Source organism: Bacteroides sp. AF39-16AC (assembly GCF_003602735.1).
Lineage (GTDB): Bacteria > Bacteroidota > Bacteroidia > Bacteroidales > Bacteroidaceae > Bacteroides > Bacteroides uniformis.
Window position 1 is genome coordinate 74,726 of record NZ_QTLN01000004.1, and the last position, 18,364, is coordinate 93,089.

15 protein-coding genes are annotated in these 18,364 nt (G+C 47.0%); 5 read left to right on the forward strand and 10 right to left on the reverse strand.

What is annotated here, in order from left to right; translation table 11 throughout:
* The first annotated feature begins 45 nt into the window (after positions 1-45).
* A complete protein-coding gene (locus tag DW039_RS05545) occupies positions 46-342 on the forward strand; it encodes a nucleotidyltransferase family protein (protein WP_044467457.1) in 297 nt (98 codons plus the stop codon).
* A complete protein-coding gene (locus DW039_RS21230) occupies positions 320-1,504 on the forward strand; it encodes a HepT-like ribonuclease domain-containing protein (protein WP_119958020.1) in 1,185 nt (394 codons plus the stop codon). Before DW039_RS05545 ends, DW039_RS21230 begins: the two co-directional genes overlap by 23 nt.
* A 44-nt stretch (positions 1,505-1,548) precedes the next feature.
* On the opposite strand, the gene DW039_RS05555 is transcribed toward DW039_RS21230, so the two are convergent.
* The 7 genes from DW039_RS05555 to DW039_RS05585 form a co-directional block, all read right to left on the reverse strand.
* Positions 1,549-2,193, reverse strand: coding sequence for a hypothetical protein (locus DW039_RS05555; RefSeq protein ID WP_044468383.1), 645 nt, complete (start codon positions 2,191-2,193; stop codon positions 1,549-1,551).
* Between the two features lie 35 nt (positions 2,194-2,228).
* Positions 2,229-4,067 (reverse strand): YgiQ family radical SAM protein, encoded by a 1,839-nt coding sequence (locus tag DW039_RS05560; RefSeq protein WP_005826685.1) that lies wholly within the window; start codon positions 4,065-4,067, stop codon positions 2,229-2,231.
* The gene (locus tag DW039_RS05565; protein WP_005826683.1) at positions 4,064-4,282 is read right to left on the reverse strand and encodes a sulfurtransferase TusA family protein; all 219 of its coding nucleotides are present in this window, start codon (positions 4,280-4,282) and stop codon (positions 4,064-4,066) included. The genes DW039_RS05560 and DW039_RS05565 overlap by 4 nt, the downstream gene beginning before the upstream one ends.
* Positions 4,283-4,597, reverse strand: a complete 315-nt coding sequence (locus DW039_RS05570) for a hypothetical protein (protein ID WP_009036810.1) — start codon at positions 4,595-4,597, stop codon at positions 4,283-4,285. It lies immediately after the preceding gene.
* Positions 4,598-4,713: 116 nt separating this feature from the next.
* Positions 4,714-7,644: a xanthan lyase gene (locus tag DW039_RS05575; RefSeq protein WP_120381785.1), complete on the reverse strand. Its 2,931-nt coding sequence runs from the start codon at positions 7,642-7,644 to the stop codon at positions 4,714-4,716.
* Between the two features lie 148 nt (positions 7,645-7,792).
* Positions 7,793-8,671: a DUF4886 domain-containing protein gene (locus tag DW039_RS05580; protein ID WP_005836017.1), complete on the reverse strand. Its 879-nt coding sequence runs from the start codon at positions 8,669-8,671 to the stop codon at positions 7,793-7,795.
* Between the two features lie 169 nt (positions 8,672-8,840).
* A complete protein-coding gene (locus tag DW039_RS05585) occupies positions 8,841-10,832 on the reverse strand; it encodes a glucosamine-6-phosphate deaminase (RefSeq protein ID WP_005826674.1) in 1,992 nt (663 codons plus the stop codon).
* Positions 10,833-11,329: 497 nt separating this feature from the next.
* Between DW039_RS05585 and DW039_RS05590 the strand changes: the two genes are divergently transcribed.
* Positions 11,330-12,031 (forward strand): SIMPL domain-containing protein, encoded by a 702-nt coding sequence (locus DW039_RS05590; RefSeq protein ID WP_005826670.1) that lies wholly within the window; start codon positions 11,330-11,332, stop codon positions 12,029-12,031.
* On the opposite strand, the gene DW039_RS05595 is transcribed toward DW039_RS05590, so the two are convergent.
* The 3 genes from DW039_RS05595 to DW039_RS05605 are packed head-to-tail and all read right to left on the reverse strand — an operon-like array spanning position 12,003 to position 13,658.
* Positions 12,003-12,809: an amidohydrolase gene (locus DW039_RS05595; protein WP_117887548.1), complete on the reverse strand. Its 807-nt coding sequence runs from the start codon at positions 12,807-12,809 to the stop codon at positions 12,003-12,005. The genes DW039_RS05590 and DW039_RS05595 overlap by 29 nt on opposite strands.
* Positions 12,810-12,831: 22 nt before the next feature.
* Entirely contained in the window at positions 12,832-13,386 is a 555-nt protein-coding gene (locus tag DW039_RS05600; protein ID WP_005826663.1) for a 1-acyl-sn-glycerol-3-phosphate acyltransferase, read from the reverse strand.
* Positions 13,383-13,658: a hypothetical protein gene (locus DW039_RS05605; RefSeq protein WP_120381786.1), complete on the reverse strand. Its 276-nt coding sequence runs from the start codon at positions 13,656-13,658 to the stop codon at positions 13,383-13,385. Before DW039_RS05605 ends, DW039_RS05600 begins: the two co-directional genes overlap by 4 nt.
* Positions 13,659-13,961: 303 nt before the next feature.
* On the opposite strand from DW039_RS05605, the gene DW039_RS05610 reads away from it, so the two are divergent.
* Positions 13,962-15,236: an efflux RND transporter periplasmic adaptor subunit gene (locus DW039_RS05610; RefSeq protein ID WP_120381787.1), complete on the forward strand. Its 1,275-nt coding sequence runs from the start codon at positions 13,962-13,964 to the stop codon at positions 15,234-15,236.
* A gap of 7 nt (positions 15,237-15,243) precedes the next feature.
* Entirely contained in the window at positions 15,244-18,354 is a 3,111-nt protein-coding gene (locus tag DW039_RS05615; RefSeq protein ID WP_005826654.1) for an efflux RND transporter permease subunit, read from the forward strand.
* Positions 18,355-18,364: the final 10 nt, after the last annotated feature.

Genomic DNA, 18,364 nt, shown 5'->3' on the forward strand with positions numbered 1-18,364 from the left:
TATTGGAATATTCTTTTTTACTTTGTATAAACCAAAAAATGTCGTATGAGATCCTTAAATGAATATATCGAAATAATAAGGAAATGTAGTGACGTGCTACGTTCATATTTTGGGGTTACTTCTTTGCGTATCTTTGGTTCTGTAGCCCGTAATGAACAAAAAGAGGATAGCGATGTGGATGTTTGTGTAGATATGAAGCCTAATTTGTTTTTGCATGTAGAACTAAAGAAGTTTTTAGAGGAACAATTTGGCTGTCCGGTAGATGTTGTTCGCTTCCATAAAAATATGAATGATTTTCTCAGACGACAGATAGAAAAAGATGGAATCCTTATCTCCCTATAAAAGAGAAGTAGCTTTGGGTATTCTGAAGCAGATTGAGCAGGCGATTATACGTTTGCAGGAAAGAACTGTGAATATCCATAGTGTGGATGACTTTCTTTTGTCTCCTGCTGGCATGGAAAAGTTGGATGCGGTTTGTATGTTACTCATTGCAATAGGGGAGAGCTTGAAAGGCTTTGATAAAGTAACAGAGAAAAAGGTCTTAATCAATTATCCTCGGATACCTTGGAGTAATGTAATGGGAGTCCGGGATATTATAGCCCATCATTATTTTAATATTGATGCAGAAGAAATATTCGGTATTGTCCACGGTGAGTTATCTTCTCTTTTGGAGGCTATTCGTTATTTAATTCAAGAATTATCTTGCTCTGTCATCACATCTGGTACAAATGAAGTCTATAAGGATAAATTGAATGCTGTGGAGTGGAAGAAAAAATGTGAGGAGATTAAAAGAAGGGATAACTATCGTTGTGTAAATTGTCAGAATCAAGTTCTAATTGAATTGGATGGAATAGATGACTTGGAGAGATATTTAGGCGAAATAGAATTAAAAAACTTTGGAATAATTAAAAATGTTTTTCAGCAAAGAGAAAATATATTTAATGATAGAACTGGATTAACTGTACACGAAGAACATGAGTTGATAACAAAAGAAAAACGTAGTTCCTTAGATGATTATGGCTTGTTTCTTTATGAAATGAAGAAAAACATTCCATGTCCTTTTGCTCCTCTTGAAAAACGTGTATTAATATCAACTAAAGAAATAGAGTCTTTGGGAGAATTTGTGAATCAGCTGTATGTTGTAAAAATTCCAGTTTATTATGGTGGGAAAGATTATAAATTAAAAAGTGATAATATCGTAACATTGCAATTTAATGAATTGAGTGATACTGGTAATAGATGTTTCCTTTATCGTTGCTTTGCTTGGTATTATCCCGGTTCATACCTTGGCCAAGGGATACTTGCTTATAATCAATATTCCATTATTTTTCCTTTATACTCATTAGACTTTAAACAATCATTGGATGTCCATCATAAAGTATATAGAAAAAAGAATGGACAGATAATTGAACCGTGGGAGTATGATGATAAGGATTTAGAGACTCTTTGCCATAGTTGTCATTTGAAAAAGCATAAACTCCCAATCTATGTCATTAATGAATAGTTTTATGGAGTTAGAGATTCCTTTGAATTTTTCTATTTTTGTTATTATTTTCCGAATTGTAACGCGAATCCCAAATTGAAGAAAGTGATGTTGTTCTTGAACCAGCTATGGTTCACTCCGTCATCATACCCGTCTGTGTTATAAAGTCGTGCATCGGGGTTGGCAAACCAGTCTGCTGTCAGGAAATCACAGCGAATCATGCCCGAGAGTTTACGGCTGATGCGGAACTCATAGCCTGCTGCGAAAGTTATTCCACAATATCCTTTATGGAAAAGGTGTCCGTTCCGTTCACCGCGTTTATATGTCCGTTCCTGATAGTTCATATACCCGATGCCGAACGAGAGGAACAGTCCTTGATTCCCGTTGCTCCACAAGGGCCGGTATGTGATGTTGGGGCGTATGCAGTGCAGATGTGCCTTATCCGGCAGGCGTGCCATGCGTAGATAGTCATATTGAAGTCCTGCGGCAAATAGGGGCGTGATGTAGTAGCGGCCTTCTGTCATCAGGTCATATCCCACCCGGTTGCCATTCTTGCTGAAGAAGTCGTTACGGTTTCCCTCTACATGAGGTAAGGATACACCGCCACCGAAGATGATACTGTAATTTTGCGGCAGGCATTCGCTTTGTGCCAGCAGACCTGTCGCTCCAATGGGGAGTAGGGATAGGCAGAGGAGGAGGAATCGTTTCATGCAGTTGCTGTGAGTTTCTTGGAAATATCGTATTTTTATCGTTTCCCGTATAGCTTGTCTATCAAATCCGTCCGTCCTATCCGGCGCAGTTCGTTTATGATGTTCCTGCGCTCTTCGGGTTTGTACCAGAAGAAGAATTGGCGTTGAGCCAGTTTCTCGCGCTGCGTTTTGGCACTGAATACCGGTTCCAGCGTATAAGGATGGAAGCCCGTGTACCATGCTTCGGTGGCAACGGTCATGGGAGTAGGGGTAAAGTCTTGCACTTGTTCCAGATGGAAGTCCAGTCGCTTGGTGATGACGGCAAGTTCTGCCATATCTTCCTCCTTGCATCCGGGATGGCTGCTGATGAAATAAGGAATAAGCTGCTGGCGTAGTCCTTCTTCATGGTTAATCCTGTCGAATATCTTCTTGAACTCACCGAACTGGCTGAACGGAGGCTTGCGCATGATGTTGAGCACGCGGTCTGACGTATGCTCCGGTGCTACCTTCAGGCGACCGCTGACATGGCGGGCAATGAGCTCGCGGGTATATTCCTGCGTACTTTTGTTAGTGTTCGGGTCCTTGCTCTGGTGCAGCAGCAGGTCATAGCGTACACCGCTGCCAATGAAGGACTTCTTGATGCCGGGCAGGGCATCTACGGCATGATAGATGTCGAGCAGCGGACGGTGGTCCGTATTCAGGTTGGGGCATACCTTGGGGTAGATGCACGACGGGCGTTTGCATTTCCTGCAGACGGCCTCATCCCGTCCCTTCATGCGGTACATATTGGCCGACGGGCCTCCCAAATCGCTCAAATAACCCTTGAAGTCTGGCAGCTCCGTGATGGCTTTCACCTCTTTCAGAATGCTCTCCTTGCTGCGGCTTACGATGAATTTGCCCTGGTGTGCGGAGATGGTGCAGAAGGCACATCCTCCGAAACATCCGCGATGCAGGTTGACGGAGAACTTTATCATGTCGTATGCCGGAATACGTTTTCCCTTGTATTTGGGATGGGGCAGGCGCGTGTATGGCAAGTCGAAAGAACGGTCGAGTTCAGCTTCCGTCAAAGGGGGATAGGGAGGATTGACTACTACCGTCAGCTTGCCGCTCTTTTGCAAGATGCGGGATGCTGTATATTTGTTGCTTTCCTCCTCGATATGACGGAAGTTGGCAGCTTCTTTCTTTTTATCTTTCAGACATTCTTCATGGGAAAAGAGGGTGATATCCCCTTCTTGTACCACTACTTCCTTGTCAAGGTAAACCATTTGGGGAATATCGGCGATGAGCTTTTTGAAGCTTGGGGCGTCCATCTGTGTCTGTTGGCGTTTCAGCCTTTCCGCAAGTTCCACCACCGGTTTCTCTCCCATACCGTAGATGAGTGAGTCGGCTCCGCTGTCGAGGAGGATGCTGGGGCGTACACGGTCCTGCCAATAGTCATAGTGCGTCAGGCGGCGCATGCTTGCCTCGATGCCGCCCAGTACGACGGGGACATCGGGGAATAGCTTCTTTAATATCTGGGTATATACAATGGAAGGGTACTCCGGACGCATATCCGGACGTGCATCCGGGGTATAGGCGTCATCACTGCGCAAGCGTTTGTTGGCAGTATATTTGTTGACCATCGAATCCATACAGCCGGGACTGATGCCGAAGAACAGACGGGGACGTCCCAGTTTTTTGAAGTCGCGCAAGTCGTCGCGCCAGTTGGGTTGGGGGATGATGGCTACGCGCAATCCTTCTGCTTCGAGGATGCGGCCTATGACGGCGGCTCCAAAAGAAGGGTGATCCACGTAGGCGTCACCGCTGAAAAGTATTACATCCAATTCGTCCCAACCACGCAGTTCCACTTCTTTCTTGGTAGTAGGAAGCCAGTCTGTAAGGCGATATTCTTTCATTTGCACATTAAAAACTGTAATGTCATCCGTTCTCCGTCGTAAATCTCACGGAAGCCTATCTGCTGCTCGGAAAGATACTCTTTCATGTCATTGAAGGCAGCAGCGTCGTCCATGATGATTTCCAGCTTCTCGCCTTTTCCGGCCTCGCACATGGCTTTGATGGCAGGGATTAAAGGGCTGTAATGCTGTTGTCCGCAGGTGTCGATGGTTTTCATTTATTCTTCTTCTATGGTGTCTTGTTGGGAAAGCCATTGCAGATAGAGCTTGATGAGCTGTTGTAGTCCGAAGGCCTTCATGTTGTTGTGATAGATAACGTCGATACAGAGGTCGAGCAGGTCTTTGCTGTCTTCCTCTTGCGAGGCGATGAGGGAGCGGATGTTCAGTTTCAACTTGTCGAGCACGGTTTCGTCCACAATACCGTTGCTGTCGATGAGATGGCGGAAGAGGCCGTATTTCTCGATGGTGGCAAGATTCTCTTCAGAAACTTCTAAACTACGGGTTCCGCTGGGGTTGGCTTGTATAGTGTACATGATGTTTAATGTTTAGTGGTTAATGTTTAATGATTAATGGAAGCAAAGATAGTTTTTTCACTACAGATTACACAGATTTTCACAGATTATTTATAGGGATTGCTATTTTGTCTGTGTTAATCTGTGTAATCTGTGGTGAGAAAGCGGAGTATGGATGCCATAATTACATTTCTGGATGTTTCTTCCCGGATGCTTTCAAAAGGGAATCCCATGACAAAAGTGCGATAATCACTGCCTTGATAGGCTACGGCGGCGGGTGTGTTGCCGATGGCATAGGTCATGACTGGAAAAGCGGGAGACATGGGCAGGATGCAATCAGGGGAAGTGACCGGATAGCTTTGCTCATTCGGCAGGCGGGGAAGGGTGAAGGTATGCCCCAGTCCCCGGACAGCGATTTTGTCCCCGTCTGTTTTCAGAGAGTTGCCATGCCGGTACTTCAAGATATTCTGAATAAATTCTTTATTGCCCTGCGAGCTGTCCATATCGCTGCCTACATAGGCACCGCTGACCAGGAGATGACCTCCCGACTGGCAATAGGAAGTCAGTATGCGCTGCATGGGCGAGGAGAATGTTTTGTAGTAGGTATTGCGTGCCGGATTGCTGGAATTGTCTTCTTTCTCAAGTCCGAGGATATAGTCCACTATCGGATAATCCTCTAATGAGAGGATGCCCTTTTCCACAGCCTCGTCGCTGCATGAGACGAAGCTGTAATTTCCGGCTGCCTGGATGGCTTTGCCATGTACGAAGGGGTAATCGAAAGTGTTTCCGATGATTTTCATGCCTTCGTATTCGTCACTGCTCTCTCCCAGACGTCGTCCTGCTTCCTTCCGGCTAAAATTCTGCTGGGCGCCGCAGAGGGAGATGTCATAGAGATAGGGTACGCCGGGATCTTGTGACAAGTCGAAGCCTGCCGCATCGGGGGTGTCTATAACGGCAGGCCCGCTGATGCGGTCGAATCCGTTGACGATAAGTATCTGTCCTTTTTCACGCTTTGCCTTGTAGGCGGCAAGAATTTCCGAAGGGAAGCTTTCGCCACCCCGGTTTACGGCGGTTACTTTAAAGGAATAGACGATGCCCGGTTCTATTTTTACGGTGTGGGATGAGGAGCTGACGCGTACGCCATTGTCAAATCCTCCACGACCGATACGTGTATATACAATGTATTCACGTGGTTTGGCAGTCGGCTCCAACGGGTCTTCCTCTCCTTGCCAGGAAAGCTCTAAAGTATTCTTCTTTTGACCGAAGCGGATGGCAAAGTGGCTGACGGGAAGGGGTTGGACAACGTAGTCTCTGCCGTGCTGGCTGCATATGTATTGCAGAATGGCTTTATAGAGCGCACGCCCGACGGTGAACTTGAAGTTAGGGTCATGTCCCAAGCGCATATCTGCGAAGTTCTGGTGCGACAACAGTTCTACGATGGTGGAAGGGACGGCGGGCAGGCGTGTTTCACTGTAGTTGCGGTTCCATAGGCTGCGGCGTGTCCAGTCTACGTTGAAGGTAGAGCGGATATCACGCTGCAACTGCGTTAGCAGAATGTCCGAAAGGTCACGGGAGGCATGGCGGTCTGTACCGGCATGCAGTCGGCCGTTGTTGAAGTTGGTGGTATAAATGCCGAGAGTGCCTATAATCTCATCTTCCTTACTGAAACCGGCATCGCTATGCAGGGCCATACTCATTTCAAAGGGGATGCCCAAACCTTCTTCCGTTGGGTTGGATAGTGATTTTCCTGCAAGGTAATTCACTGTACGGGAACGTACGTTGATGTCGTCGTTCATATCATTCTTTCCCTCATAGCCTCCATAGACGGGATAGGGCATGCCTGCCCATTGGGCAAAGTAGCGTGCGCCTTCCAGGTATCTGGGCAAGCCGCTGGTTTGTCCTCCGCGGGCAATGTTGCCCATGCCTCCTCCAAAGCGGACGGCATCGGCACAGACCACGCCTTTCTCTTTGCTTTCGTTGCTCAATACCACCATGCCATAGTCATTCCGGCCTTTGTCGAAAGTGAATGTGCCGAGGTACACCCATGTGCCGCCTCCTATTTGCTGGTTCACCTTGAACTCCGTGACGCCTCCATTGTGAAATACAAGATATTTGGCATCGCTTACGCTGCCCGGCAGTGTTTGGTAAGATACGTATACAGCATATTCTCCCGTTTCCGGAATATCGGGTACCCATTCGGCAAAAGCCTTGTCTTTCTTCTTTTCAGTTTTGGCAAAGCGTGCCGTGCCGGAGAGGAAAGGGTTTTCATTGTCCTGATAGATTCGTTTCCGTTGGGCAAATCCGGGTCGGGAGGTCTGTTCCCAACGTGCTTTCCGGCTTTTCACGTCCAGATAAAGGGAACCTTGTCCTCCATGTCCGCTCAGGCTACCGTCATTGTCTACGATGACTTCCTGCTTCTGCGTGTCCCTTTCGCGGGGAGTGAATACATTGGCTCCTGCATTCTCTAGCATGGGCAGGAGGTAGGGCAGGATGAAGGATTGGGTGAACTGGTCTTCTGTAGTGCAGAACAGCCTCGGGCGTTGCCATCCCCATTTGTCCTTGTCATTGATATAATATTTCCCGTGGCTTTGCCAAAGGGCGATGTGGCGTCCTTCCAGTCCGCGGGTGATGTCGTAGGGGCGCGAGGTACGGGTTACCCAGGGGGTACCTTTGTATTCCAGGTGGCTGAACAGACGTGCCTTGTCTTTCTTCCCTTTCCGGTAGAGGTTGGGGATAAGCTCTTCGATGCTCTTCCCGTCAGCAAAGACGGTGAGGTCGAAATAGTTCACCGGTCCTGGCAGGATTTGTCCCAGATGGCGGTAAATGGCATCAACGGTTTCAGGCCGTAGAGGCTGGTAGGCAAAGCGCTCGTTTGTATAGACAAGCAATTTCTTCTTCCGGAAGTCAATGCGGAAACTATCCAGCTTGCAGGTACCGATGTTGGCCGTATGGGTGGTGTATTCCCTAAAGAATGTCTGGAGGCGTTCTTCCACATTCTGCTCTAGTTCTTGTGCCGGAAGGAGGAATCCACACAAGAGCCATATGCCGGTTAGGATAAGTTTTTTCATACTGATGAAATATTGAAGTTGCCAATATCTGCTTTTACCAGACGGTGGTGCGTGCAAAAGTACATAAAAGAAAGCTTCACTGATGAGCGGGTTACTTTCTTTTTATTATTTTGCAGACATATAAGTAAGTCTTAAGAATTAAAAAGCATTAATCGGCAATCTTTTTCAGTTCTGTCAGTTCCGTAACTTTGTCCGGATAGAGGATGGCGTTGTGCGCAGCCATTTGAGCTGCTTTCTTATGGATTGGGTCCATTCCTTCGGGAGAATATGGGTTTTCTGTTACATTCTGATGGGTCAATGCCTCAAACCATGTGCAGGCAGCTGTATATCTGCCTATGGTTAAGTCAAGGTGGTATCCGTCCCTATTCATATGGTCGCCGATAAAGGAGGTACGTGCATTTTGTATGGCGGTTCCCGAAGGGATAATTTTCTTGATACCCACCAGGTTGGCGGCTTTCTTTACTGCATCCACAATGCTGGTGTACATTTTCATTTGGTTCTGGTCATAGTTTTTGAATCCGGTGTGGTTGGCATTGGTAGCATAAGCCCATGTCTGGTGCACCATTAATACGGTTTCCTTTCCAATTCGTTCCCTGATATAGTTAACCAATTCAGGTAGGGAAGCTTTGTAGCTGTCATAGATACCAGACAAAGGGCTGGCCTGCTGAACACTGATATAGTCCCATTTCTCATCGGCCAGTGCTTTCTCAATAGTCATTGACCGGGTTTCTGTTTTTTCCCCGTCTTTCTCTACTTTGCGATAGGCATAGGCCGGAGCGTTGTTGCGTATGTTTTGCACGTGCCGTTCCAGTGAACATCCTCCGATAAACATATTGCCGATAATCATGGTGATACCTTCAGCTTCTCCCAGTTCGTGCAAATATTGCTCTACTGCATCTTGTGAAAAGCTGTTGCCTATTGCCAATACTTTGATGGTGTCGTTATTGGCATGGCATCCATTTGCAAACAATGTAAATGGCGTGAGTAGGAATAAAATGACAAGGATGTTGATAGCATACTTTTTCATAATGGTGTTTGTTTTTAAGTTTTGTCGTTTCGATAAATAAGTAACAAAATTATTTGATTGTTTTTATATCTGCAAATATTCCTTGGGAATATAAGAAGGCTGAGACATGAAAAAATGAGATGCATTGCCGGAGCAATACATCTCATCCTATTGTTAATATTTTATCCGTTTATAGCGGAATGTATTCCACAAAGGCTTCCATCGCCTCATAGGAAGCAAGTCCGAGGCTGTCATACAAGGCAGCTGTTCCGCGGTTACGGTCCTCGCTGCGTTGCCAGAACAGACGTTCGTCATTGCCCAGGAACGGTGCACTTTCCATCTGCGATTGATGCTTCAGGATAGAGTTACGCTTGGCACGCAGTTCTTCCGGGCTGATGGGCACAGCCATCTCGATGTTTTCGATTTCCCATTCGGCCCATGCACCGCGGTACATCCAGATGCGGCATTCCTTCAACCATTTGGCACCTTCTTCTTTTTCCAAGTCAATGGCGGCAAATACGGCGTCCGTACAAACACGGTGTGTGCCGTGCGGGTCGGCCAGGTCGCCGGCAACGAAAATCTGATGGGGTTTCACTTCACGCAATAGGTTGCGTACAATTTCCACGTCTGCTTCGCTGATAGGATTCTTCTGTATCTTGCCCGTTTCGTAGAATGGCAGGTCAAGGAAATGACAGTGATCCAGAGGGATATTATTGTATGTACATGCAGTGCGTGCCTCGCCACGGCGAATCAGTCCCTTAATGGTCAAGATGTCGCGTGTATCCATGTCACCGTCTTTCTTCTCCTTCAAGTATTTACGGATTTCAGTATATTTGTCATTGATGACCTGGTCTTCGCTGTTGTTGAAGATTTGGTTGAACCCGTTGATGAAGTGCAGGAAGCGGATAACTTCTTCATCGCCTACGGCAATGTTACCGGAAGTTTCGTAAGCCACATGCACGTCATGTTTCTGCTCTACCAGACGACGGATGGTGCCTCCCATGGAGATAACGTCATCATCGGGATGCGGAGAAAATACGACCACACGTTTTGGATAGGGCTTTGCACGCTCAGGACGATAGGTGTCGTCAGCATTCGGCTTGCCGCCCGGCCATCCGGTGATGGTATGTTGCAGGTCATTGAATATCTTAATGTTCACGTTATAGGCTGAGCCGAACAATGCCAGCAGTTCGCTCAGACCGTTTTCGTTGTAGTCCTTGTTGGTCAGTTTCAGAATGGGTTTTCCGGTGAGTTGGCACAACCAGACGATGGCACTGCGGATGAGCTTGTCGTTCCATTCGCAGGAGGTTACCAGCCAGGGGCGTTGGATACGCGTCAAATTGGCGGCGGCAGACAAGTCGATAGCTACATGTGCATTGTTGTGAGTCTGCAGATAAGATGCAGGGATAGTATCTGTTACCGGACCTTCAACGCATTCTTTCACCTTTTGCGCTTTCTCCTCACCCCATGCCAGCAGATATATTTTCTTTGCCGAGAGGATGGTGGCTACTCCCATGGTGATGGAGCTGATGGGGGTATTTTCAATGCTACCGAACATCTTGGAAGCTTCATTGCGGGAGTCGTTGTCCAGCAATATCAGACGAGTGGTAGAGTTCAGGCGTGAACCCGGTTCATTGAAACCTATATTACCTACACGGCCAATGCCCAGCAAAGCGATGTCTAAGCCACCGAAACTTTCAATGCGCTGCTCGTAAAGACGGCAATATTCAAAGATGGCGTCTTTGGCGATGGTGCTGTCGGGGGTGAAAACATTCTGTTTGTCAATGTCCACATGGTCTATCAGCATTTCCTTCAATGCGTTGAAGTTGCTGTTGATGGCATTGGGAGCTAATGGATAATATTCGTAGAGGTTGAATATGACTACGTTGCGGAAACTTAATCCCTCTTCCTGGTGCATACGTACCAAGTCTGCATATACATTGCGCGGAGAGTTACCGCCTGCCAGTGCCAAGACACAGAAACGTCCCGCCTTTTGCTTGTCACGGATTAACTGTGCAATGTCAAGGGCAATCTGGTTGGCGCCTTCTTCCGCAGACTCATAAATATCTGTCGGGATTTTTTCCAGTCGGGTCAATACCGACCGTTCAAATGCATTCTCAGGTCTATAGTACCTGGGGGAGACTCTGTTGAGAGTGATTTGAGAGCTTAGATTGGTTTTCATAAAATTTATTATTAATAAATGATTAAGTATTGAACTGTTCTTTCAATCAACAAATATACGAAAAACAATGTTCATCCGCATATTGCTGAAGATTAATTAAGAAATACTGGTCGTCCCATATCTCATATGGGTTTTGACGGTTGTACGGAAAGTGTCTTCGGTCATTCCATAAAGTCACGGCCAACCGCCACCGTGAGTATGGATTTTACGTTGGGTCAACATAGGATTTAGGGGTTAGAATTATTAAATTAATCATGTTGTCGCTTTGACATTGTTTCGAAGGACAAAAATAGGTACTTTTTGGAGAAGATGTACTCCTTCTTTTGGGTATTTTTATTAAATACTCTAAAAAAGAGGATTTGGTGCATTTTGTATAATGTCTCGTTCGTTTGGGGTATAAGTGAGGATAATCATATAAAAATAGACCATTCATCGCACTTTTTGTCGTTTGGGTTTGTTATATTTGTGTGTGTTTATAAACTCTAAAATATCAATGTATGAAAAGCTGGAAAGTAGAAGCAGCCATCATAGCCGTGGGGCTGCTTTTGTTGGGAATCATGGTAAAAGGCGGTATCAACAATTTTGTGAATAAGGACCGTGTGGTCAGTGTGAAAGGGCTGGCCGAAATGGAAGTGCCTGCCGACAAGGTAGTCTGGCCTCTTGTCTACAAAGACATAGGTAATGACCCTGCACTGCTTTATGCCAATATGGAGAAGAAAAACGCTGCCGTCGTGAGTTTCCTTGAAAACAACGGTATTGAGAAGGAGGAAATCAGTATTGCACCGCCCGAAGTGATTGATATGCAGGCCGAACGTTACGTTGACCGCAACGTGGCCTATCGTTATAATGCCACGTCTGTCATCACTGTCACTTCCAAGAATGTGGATAGGGTGCGTAAGCTCATGTCGGGGCAGGCTGAACTCTTGAAGCAGGGTATTGCCATCACGGGAGGGGATTATAAATATAATGTGTCTTATGAATTCACCGGTCTCAACGAAGTGAAGCCCAGAATGATAGAGGAGGCCACGAAGAACGCTCGTGCTGCAGCCGAGAAGTTTGCCAAGGATTCGGACAGTGAACTGGGGAAAATCCGCAATGCCTCGCAAGGGCAGTTCTCCATAAGTGACCGCGATGCCTATACTCCTTATATAAAAAGCGTACGTGTAGTGACTACTGTGAACTATTATTTGAAGAAATAACGAACTCGTCCGCATCTTTCCAAGCGGGAAACTTTAGCCTGAACTCCTGCAGGGAGGAAAGGTTGAGGGAGGCGGTGGCAATCGCCTCTTCGTTGTTGGGCACAGTGGCAAGCACTTCCCCCTTCGGAGAGTAGACCACACTGCCTCCGCTGTGTGGAATGTCTCTGCCGTCCTTGCCGATACGGTTGACACCGCAGACATAACTGATGTTTTCCAGCGCGCGCGCTTGCAGCAGGATGTCCCAGACTTTCCGGCGGGGAATGGGCCAGTTGGCGACGTAAATCAGGAGGTCGTATTCATTGCTCGTATTGCGGCTCCAGACCGGGAAACGAAGGTCATAGCATACAAGCAGCAGTATGTTCCAGCCGCGATATCGGATGATGGGACGCCGGTTGCCGGGGGTGAAATGTTCTGTCTCGTGCCCCATCCGGAAGAGGTGGCGTTTGTCGTAATAGTAAGCATTGCCTTCGGGCGTAAGGAAGAATGCGCGGTTGTAGTAGGATGGCTTTCCGCCTTCCGAGGCTGTTTCGCAGGCAATATAGCTGCCGGCAAGAGCAAGCCGGTACTCTTCGGACCATTGGCGCAGTGTTGCGATGGTTTCTCCCGTTGTGGGTTCGGCCAAGCTGGCGGTGTTCATACTAAAGCCGGTGGAGAATGTTTCCGGTAAAACAACAATCTCCGTTGTTCCACGAAGAGTTTCTAACTTCTCGCGGAGACGACGGAGATTTTCTTGTTTATTTTCCCAGACAATGTCTGTTTGCAAGATGCTTATTCGCATGGCATTAATGCTTAATACCTGATTAGATATTTCCTAAATCAAAATTTTCGGGATTTTTTCCTTTAAAGTTCTTGAAGTACAGTTTTATCTCGCGCATATCCTTTTCGATGTCTCCGGTAGGCATGACAGCCTTGGTAGAGGAGATGGTCTTGGAAGGATAATCAATCCCGATAAGCATGATGGGCACTTGTGCTTTAAGTGCTATGTAATAAAAACCTTTCTTCCAGTTGGGATTGGCTTTACGGGTTCCTTCCGGTGTAATAGCCAGGTGGAAATGCTTGCTGTTTGCAAACTTTTCGGTCATTTGGTCCACTAAGGAAGATTTACGTCCCCGGTTCACCGGAATGCCGCCAACGGCTTTGAATATCAGTCCCAGAGGAAAAAAGAACCATTCCTTTTTCATCATGAAACTGGTCTTGCGGCCGATGGCACCATAAAACAATTTACCGATAAATAAGTCCCAATTGGAAGTATGGGGTGCCGCACAAATTACACATTTGTCGTAGTCGGGCACCGTCACGTTTGTCTTCCAGCCCAGCAGGCGATAATAAATGAAGCTATAAAAGGCTTTCTTCATCTTAATTTCAGTTTGCCCATTGCGTCAATAATTTCGTCTACTTTTGCATTGAAGTCAGCACGAAGTTTTTTGTAGAAACCTTTTACATTTCCTGGCTCGGTGTGGCTGATGCGGCTTATGAATTCATCTTGCATTTTCAGAATTTCAGCCATCAGTTCATCGGCTTTTTGTTTGTCTGTTCCAGGCACATATAAGCTGTTTACAAGACACTCTGTGAACAATTCACCTGCAATATAGTTTATATTCTTCTTTAGTTCTTTTCTACTTGCCATAATCTTTACGTTTAAAATGAATAATCTGAATTATTTTCGGTAAAGATAATGTTTTTCTTTGTTAGTGTAGAGCAAAAAAGGGTTTTTATGTGTTTTTAATTTAGTTGTTTTGTGGAATTATTCCACAAACTGTGGACACATTCCACAGGGAAAAATGGAGGATGCCACCATGAATAAAGAACTGCCGTCTGCTTTTCTGCTTGATATATAGTTTGTTAGACGTAATGGATGAGATGGTGATAGATTGGCATCGGATTTGCTTTAATAGAAAGAAACAGGGTTAAATTTAATATACAAACAAGCATGAGACAGTTTTTTACGAAAAAAGAATTGAAACTAAAGAAGAAGAGGTTGCTGATGATGGTTGCTTGCATGGCGGTATTGTTGGCAGGTTACGTTATTCTGACTTGGCCTAAGAAGGTGGAATCGGAAGCTCCTACCGTGATTGTGGAATCTGCGGAAAAAGGAGATGTGGAGATATATGGCGAGTACGTGGGACGTATTCGCGCTCAGCAGTTTGTAGAGGTACGTGCGCGTGTGGAAGGGTATTTGGAGAATATGCTTTTCGCAGAAGGAACATATGTCACCAAGAACCAGGTACTTTTTGTGATAAACCAGGACCAGTATAGGGCAAAGGCTGACAAAGCTCGTGCACAGTTAAAGAAGGATGAAGCGCAGGCATTGAAGGCAAAGCGCGATTTGGAGCGTATCCGCCCCCTCTATGCGCAGAACGCTGCCAGCCAGCTGGATTTGGACAATGCCCAGGCTGCTTACGAGACTGCAGAAGCCTCAGTAGCGATGAGCCAGGCCGATTTGGACCAGGCTGAATTGGAATTGGGATATACGTTGGTCCGTTCTCCGCTATCGGGACATATCAGTGAAAGAAATGTGGATTTGGGAACATTGGTCGGACCGGGAGGCAAGTCCTTGCTGGCTACGGTTGTGAAAAGTGATACGGTTCTGGTAGATTTCAGCATGACGGCATTGGATTACCTGAAAAGCAAGGAACGGAATATCGATATAGGGCGTCAGGACTCTACACGTTCCTGGCAGCCGAACATTACGATTACTTTGGCGGATAATACTATTTATCCTTATAAGGGGTATGTGGACTTTGCCGAACCTCAGGTGGACCCGCAGACGGGAACATTCTCCGTACGTGCAGAAATGCCGAATCCTGACAGAGTGTTGTTGCCGGGGCAGTTTACAAAGGTGAAGCTGTTGCTGGATGTACGTGAGGGTGCTGTCGCCGTTCCTCAAAAGGCAGTTACCATTGAGAAAGGTGGTGCATATATTTTTGTGATGCGCCGGGACTCTACGGTTGAAAAGCGTTTCATTGAGTTGGGACCTGAATTTGGCAACAATTGGGTGGTTGAGCGTGGTCTGGTTGCCGGAGAACAAATTGTGACTGAAGGTTTCCACAAGCTGACTCCGGGTATGAAAGTACGTGCCCAGGCTGCCGTTCCTAAAAAGGAGGAAGAGCAGACGAGTGATTCTCTGAACAAGCAGGTTGTTTCCGAAACGAAGCAGACTACTCCGGCTGAGAATAAATCAAAGGACAACAACCCTTCAAAGTAATGATGTTATGAAAGTAAGTTTCTTTATAGACCGCCCGGTATTCTCGGCGGTGATATCGATTGTGATTGTAATTGTCGGTATCATTGGCCTGACCATGCTGCCGGTAGACCAATATCCGCAGATAACGCCTCCCGTAGTGAAAATCAGTGCTTCCTATCCGGGAGCCAGTGCATTGACTGTTTCGCAGGCGGTGGCAACCCCTATCGAGCAAGAGATAAACGGTACTCCCGGTATGCTGTACATGGAGTCCAACAGTTCTAATTCCGGAGGATTTTCAGCTACGGTCACTTTCGACGTGTCTGCCGACCCGGATTTGGCTGCCGTAGAAATACAGAACCGTGTGAAACTGGCGGAGAGCCGTTTGCCAGCCGAAGTGATTCAGAACGGTATTTCTGTGGAAAAGCAGGCTCCCAGCCAATTGATGACTATCTGTCTGACTTCCAGTGACCCGAAGTTCGACGAAATTTATTTGAGTAACTTTGCTACTATCAATGTACTCGACTTGTTGCGCCGTATCCCCGGTGTGGGACGTGTTTCCAACATCGGTAGCCGCTACTATGCCATGCAGATATGGGCGTTGCCCGACAAACTTGCCAACTTCGGACTGACGGTGCAGGATTTGCAGAATGCCCTGAAGGACCAGAACCGTGAGTCTGCTGCGGGTGTTTTGGGACAACAGCCGGTGAAGGGACTCGACATTACTATCCCTATCACTACCCAGGGACGCTTAAGTTCGGCAAAGCAGTTTGAGGACATTGTGGTCCGTGCCAATGCCAACGGTTCCATTATCCGTCTGCGCGATGTGGCGCGTGTTTCATTGGAAGCATCTTCATATAGCACGGAGAGTGGCATCAACGGTGAGAATGCTGCCGTTCTCGGTATCTATATGCTTCCCGGGGCCAATGCAATGGAAGTTGCAAAGAGCGTAAAGGCTGCTATGGAGGAAATCAGTGCAAATTTCCCTGAGGGGATGAGTTATGAGATTCCCTTCGACATGACGACTTATATTTCCGAATCCATTCACGAAGTGTACAAGACGTTGTTCGAAGCGCTGATTCTGGTGGTGCTGGTTGTATTTCTATCCTTGCAAAGTTGGCGTGCGACGGTGATACCGATTGTTGCGGTACCTATTTCCCTGATTGGTACCTTCGGTTTCATGCTTATTTTCGGTTTCTCTCTGAACATACTGACTTTGCTTGGATTGATTCTCGCCATCGGTATTGTGGTGGATGATGCCATTGTGGTGGTGGAGAATGTAGAACATCTTATGGAGACGGAGAAATTGAGCCCGTATGAAGCTACCAAAAAGGCGATGAACGGATTGGCAAGTGCCTTGATTGCCACATCGTTGGTGCTCTGTGCCGTGTTTGTGCCGGTAAGTTTCTTGAGCGGAATCACCGGACAGTTATACCGTCAGTTTACCATTACTATCGCCGTTTCCGTATTGCTTTCTACGGTAGTGGCCCTGACGCTTAGTCCCGTCATGTGTTCGCTCATATTGAAGCCCGACAGTGGAAAGAAAAAGAACATAGTTTTCCGCAAAATCAATGAATGGCTGAACTTGGGCAATCACAAATACGTGGCTGTCATTAACCGGGTCATCAGGAATCCCCGCCGCTTGATGAGTGCGTTCGGCCTGGTACTGGTTGCCATTTTCATTATCCACCGGTTGGTGCCTACCAGCTTCCTGCCGGTAGAAGACCAGGGCTATTTTAAGATAGAGTTGGAGTTGCCGGAAGGTGCTACTTTGGAGCGAACCCGTGTGGTGACCGACCGTGCCGTGCAATACTTGGAGAAGAATCCCTATGTGGCCTATGTGCAGAACGTGACGGGTAGCAGCCCCCGTGTGGGTAGCAACCAGGCACGCAGTGAGCTGACGGTTATTCTGAAACCGTGGGAAGAGCGTAAGGGGATTTCCATCGATAAGATAATGGAGAATGTGGAGAAGGATTTGAAGGAATATCCCGAATGCAAGGTCTATCTTTCCACGCCTCCGGTCATTCCGGGATTGGGTACCTCGGGAGGTTTCGAAATGCAGCTTGAGGCGCGTGGAGAGGCGACGTTTGACAACTTGGTGCAGGCGGCAGATACGCTGATGTATTATGCCCAGAAGCATAAGGAGCTGACGGGGCTTTCATCATCCTTGCAGTCTGAAATACCGCAACTTTATTTTGATGTGGACCGTGATAAGGTGAAAATGCTGGGTGTGCCCCTGGCGGATGTATTCTCTACCATGAAGGCCTATACCGGTTCAGTATATGTGAATGACTTCAATATGTTCAACCGTATATATAAGGTGTATATCCAGGCCGAGGCTCCTTATCGTGAGCATAAGGACAATATCAACTTGTTCTTTGTAAAGGCAAAAGACGGAGTGATGGTGCCGCTTACTTCCTTGGGAAATGCCTCTTATACCACCGGTCCGGGCAGTATCAAGCGTTTCAATATGTTTACCACTGCCGTCATCCGCGGTTCTGCGGCACAAGGCTACAGTTCCGGCCAGGCAATGGAGATTATGGAGCAGATTGCACGTAACCACTTGCCGGACAATATCGGTCTGGAGTGGAGTGGCCTTTCCTATCAGGAAAAGAAGGCGGGAGGACAGACGGGTCTTGTGCTTACGCTGGTATTCCTTTTCGTATTCCTCTTTTTGGCTGCGCAATATGAAAGTTGGACGGTGCCTATCGCTGTATTGCTTTCACTGCCGGTTGCCGCTTTGGGTGCCTATCTGGGCGTTGTGATATGCGGATTGGAGAATGATATTTATTTCCAGATCGGCTTGGTGATGCTGGTGGGGCTTGCGGCAAAGAATGCCATTTTGATTGTGGAGTTTGCCAAGGTGCAGGTTGACAAGGGAGGAGACTTGATACAGTCTGCCATCCATGCTGCCCAACTCCGTTTCCGGCCTATCCTGATGACTTCCCTCGCCTTTGTATTGGGAATGCTTCCTATGGTGTTGGCAAGCGGACCGGGCTCGGCGAGCCGTCAGGCCATCGGTACGGGTGTTTTCTTCGGAATGATATTTGCCATTGTATTCGGTATTGTGCTTGTACCGTTCTTCTTTGTCCTGGTATACAAGACAAAAGCCAAAGTGCAGCATAAGATTAAGAAAGACTGATTTTAAAGAC

What these genes read in the sequence shown, in the direction of transcription:
- DW039_RS05590 (WP_005826670.1), top strand. Translation starts at nt 11,330, where the DNA reads ATGAAAAGCTGGAAAGTAGAAGCAGCCATCATAGCCGTGGGGCTGCTT.
- DW039_RS05610 (WP_120381787.1), top strand. Translation starts at nt 13,962, where the DNA reads ATGAGACAGTTTTTTACGAAAAAAGAATTGAAACTAAAGAAGAAGAGG.
- DW039_RS05555 (WP_044468383.1), bottom strand. Translation starts at nt 2,193, where the DNA reads ATGAAACGATTCCTCCTCCTCTGCCTATCCCTACTCCCCATTGGAGCG.
- DW039_RS05585 (WP_005826674.1), bottom strand. Translation starts at nt 10,832, where the DNA reads ATGAAAACCAATCTAAGCTCTCAAATCACTCTCAACAGAGTCTCCCCC.
- DW039_RS05615 (WP_005826654.1), top strand. Translation starts at nt 15,244, where the DNA reads ATGAAAGTAAGTTTCTTTATAGACCGCCCGGTATTCTCGGCGGTGATA.
- DW039_RS05560 (WP_005826685.1), bottom strand. Translation starts at nt 4,067, where the DNA reads ATGAAAGAATATCGCCTTACAGACTGGCTTCCTACTACCAAGAAAGAA.
- DW039_RS05565 (WP_005826683.1), bottom strand. Translation starts at nt 4,282, where the DNA reads ATGAAAACCATCGACACCTGCGGACAACAGCATTACAGCCCTTTAATC.
- DW039_RS05570 (WP_009036810.1), bottom strand. Translation starts at nt 4,597, where the DNA reads ATGTACACTATACAAGCCAACCCCAGCGGAACCCGTAGTTTAGAAGTT.
- DW039_RS05575 (WP_120381785.1), bottom strand. Translation starts at nt 7,644, where the DNA reads ATGAAAAAACTTATCCTAACCGGCATATGGCTCTTGTGTGGATTCCTC.
- DW039_RS21230 (WP_119958020.1), top strand. Translation starts at nt 320, where the DNA reads ATGGAATCCTTATCTCCCTATAAAAGAGAAGTAGCTTTGGGTATTCTG.
- DW039_RS05605 (WP_120381786.1), bottom strand. Translation starts at nt 13,658, where the DNA reads ATGGCAAGTAGAAAAGAACTAAAGAAGAATATAAACTATATTGCAGGT.
- DW039_RS05580 (WP_005836017.1), bottom strand. Translation starts at nt 8,671, where the DNA reads ATGAAAAAGTATGCTATCAACATCCTTGTCATTTTATTCCTACTCACG.
- DW039_RS05600 (WP_005826663.1), bottom strand. Translation starts at nt 13,386, where the DNA reads ATGAAGAAAGCCTTTTATAGCTTCATTTATTATCGCCTGCTGGGCTGG.
- DW039_RS05595 (WP_117887548.1), bottom strand. Translation starts at nt 12,809, where the DNA reads ATGCGAATAAGCATCTTGCAAACAGACATTGTCTGGGAAAATAAACAA.
- DW039_RS05545 (WP_044467457.1), top strand. Translation starts at nt 46, where the DNA reads ATGAGATCCTTAAATGAATATATCGAAATAATAAGGAAATGTAGTGAC.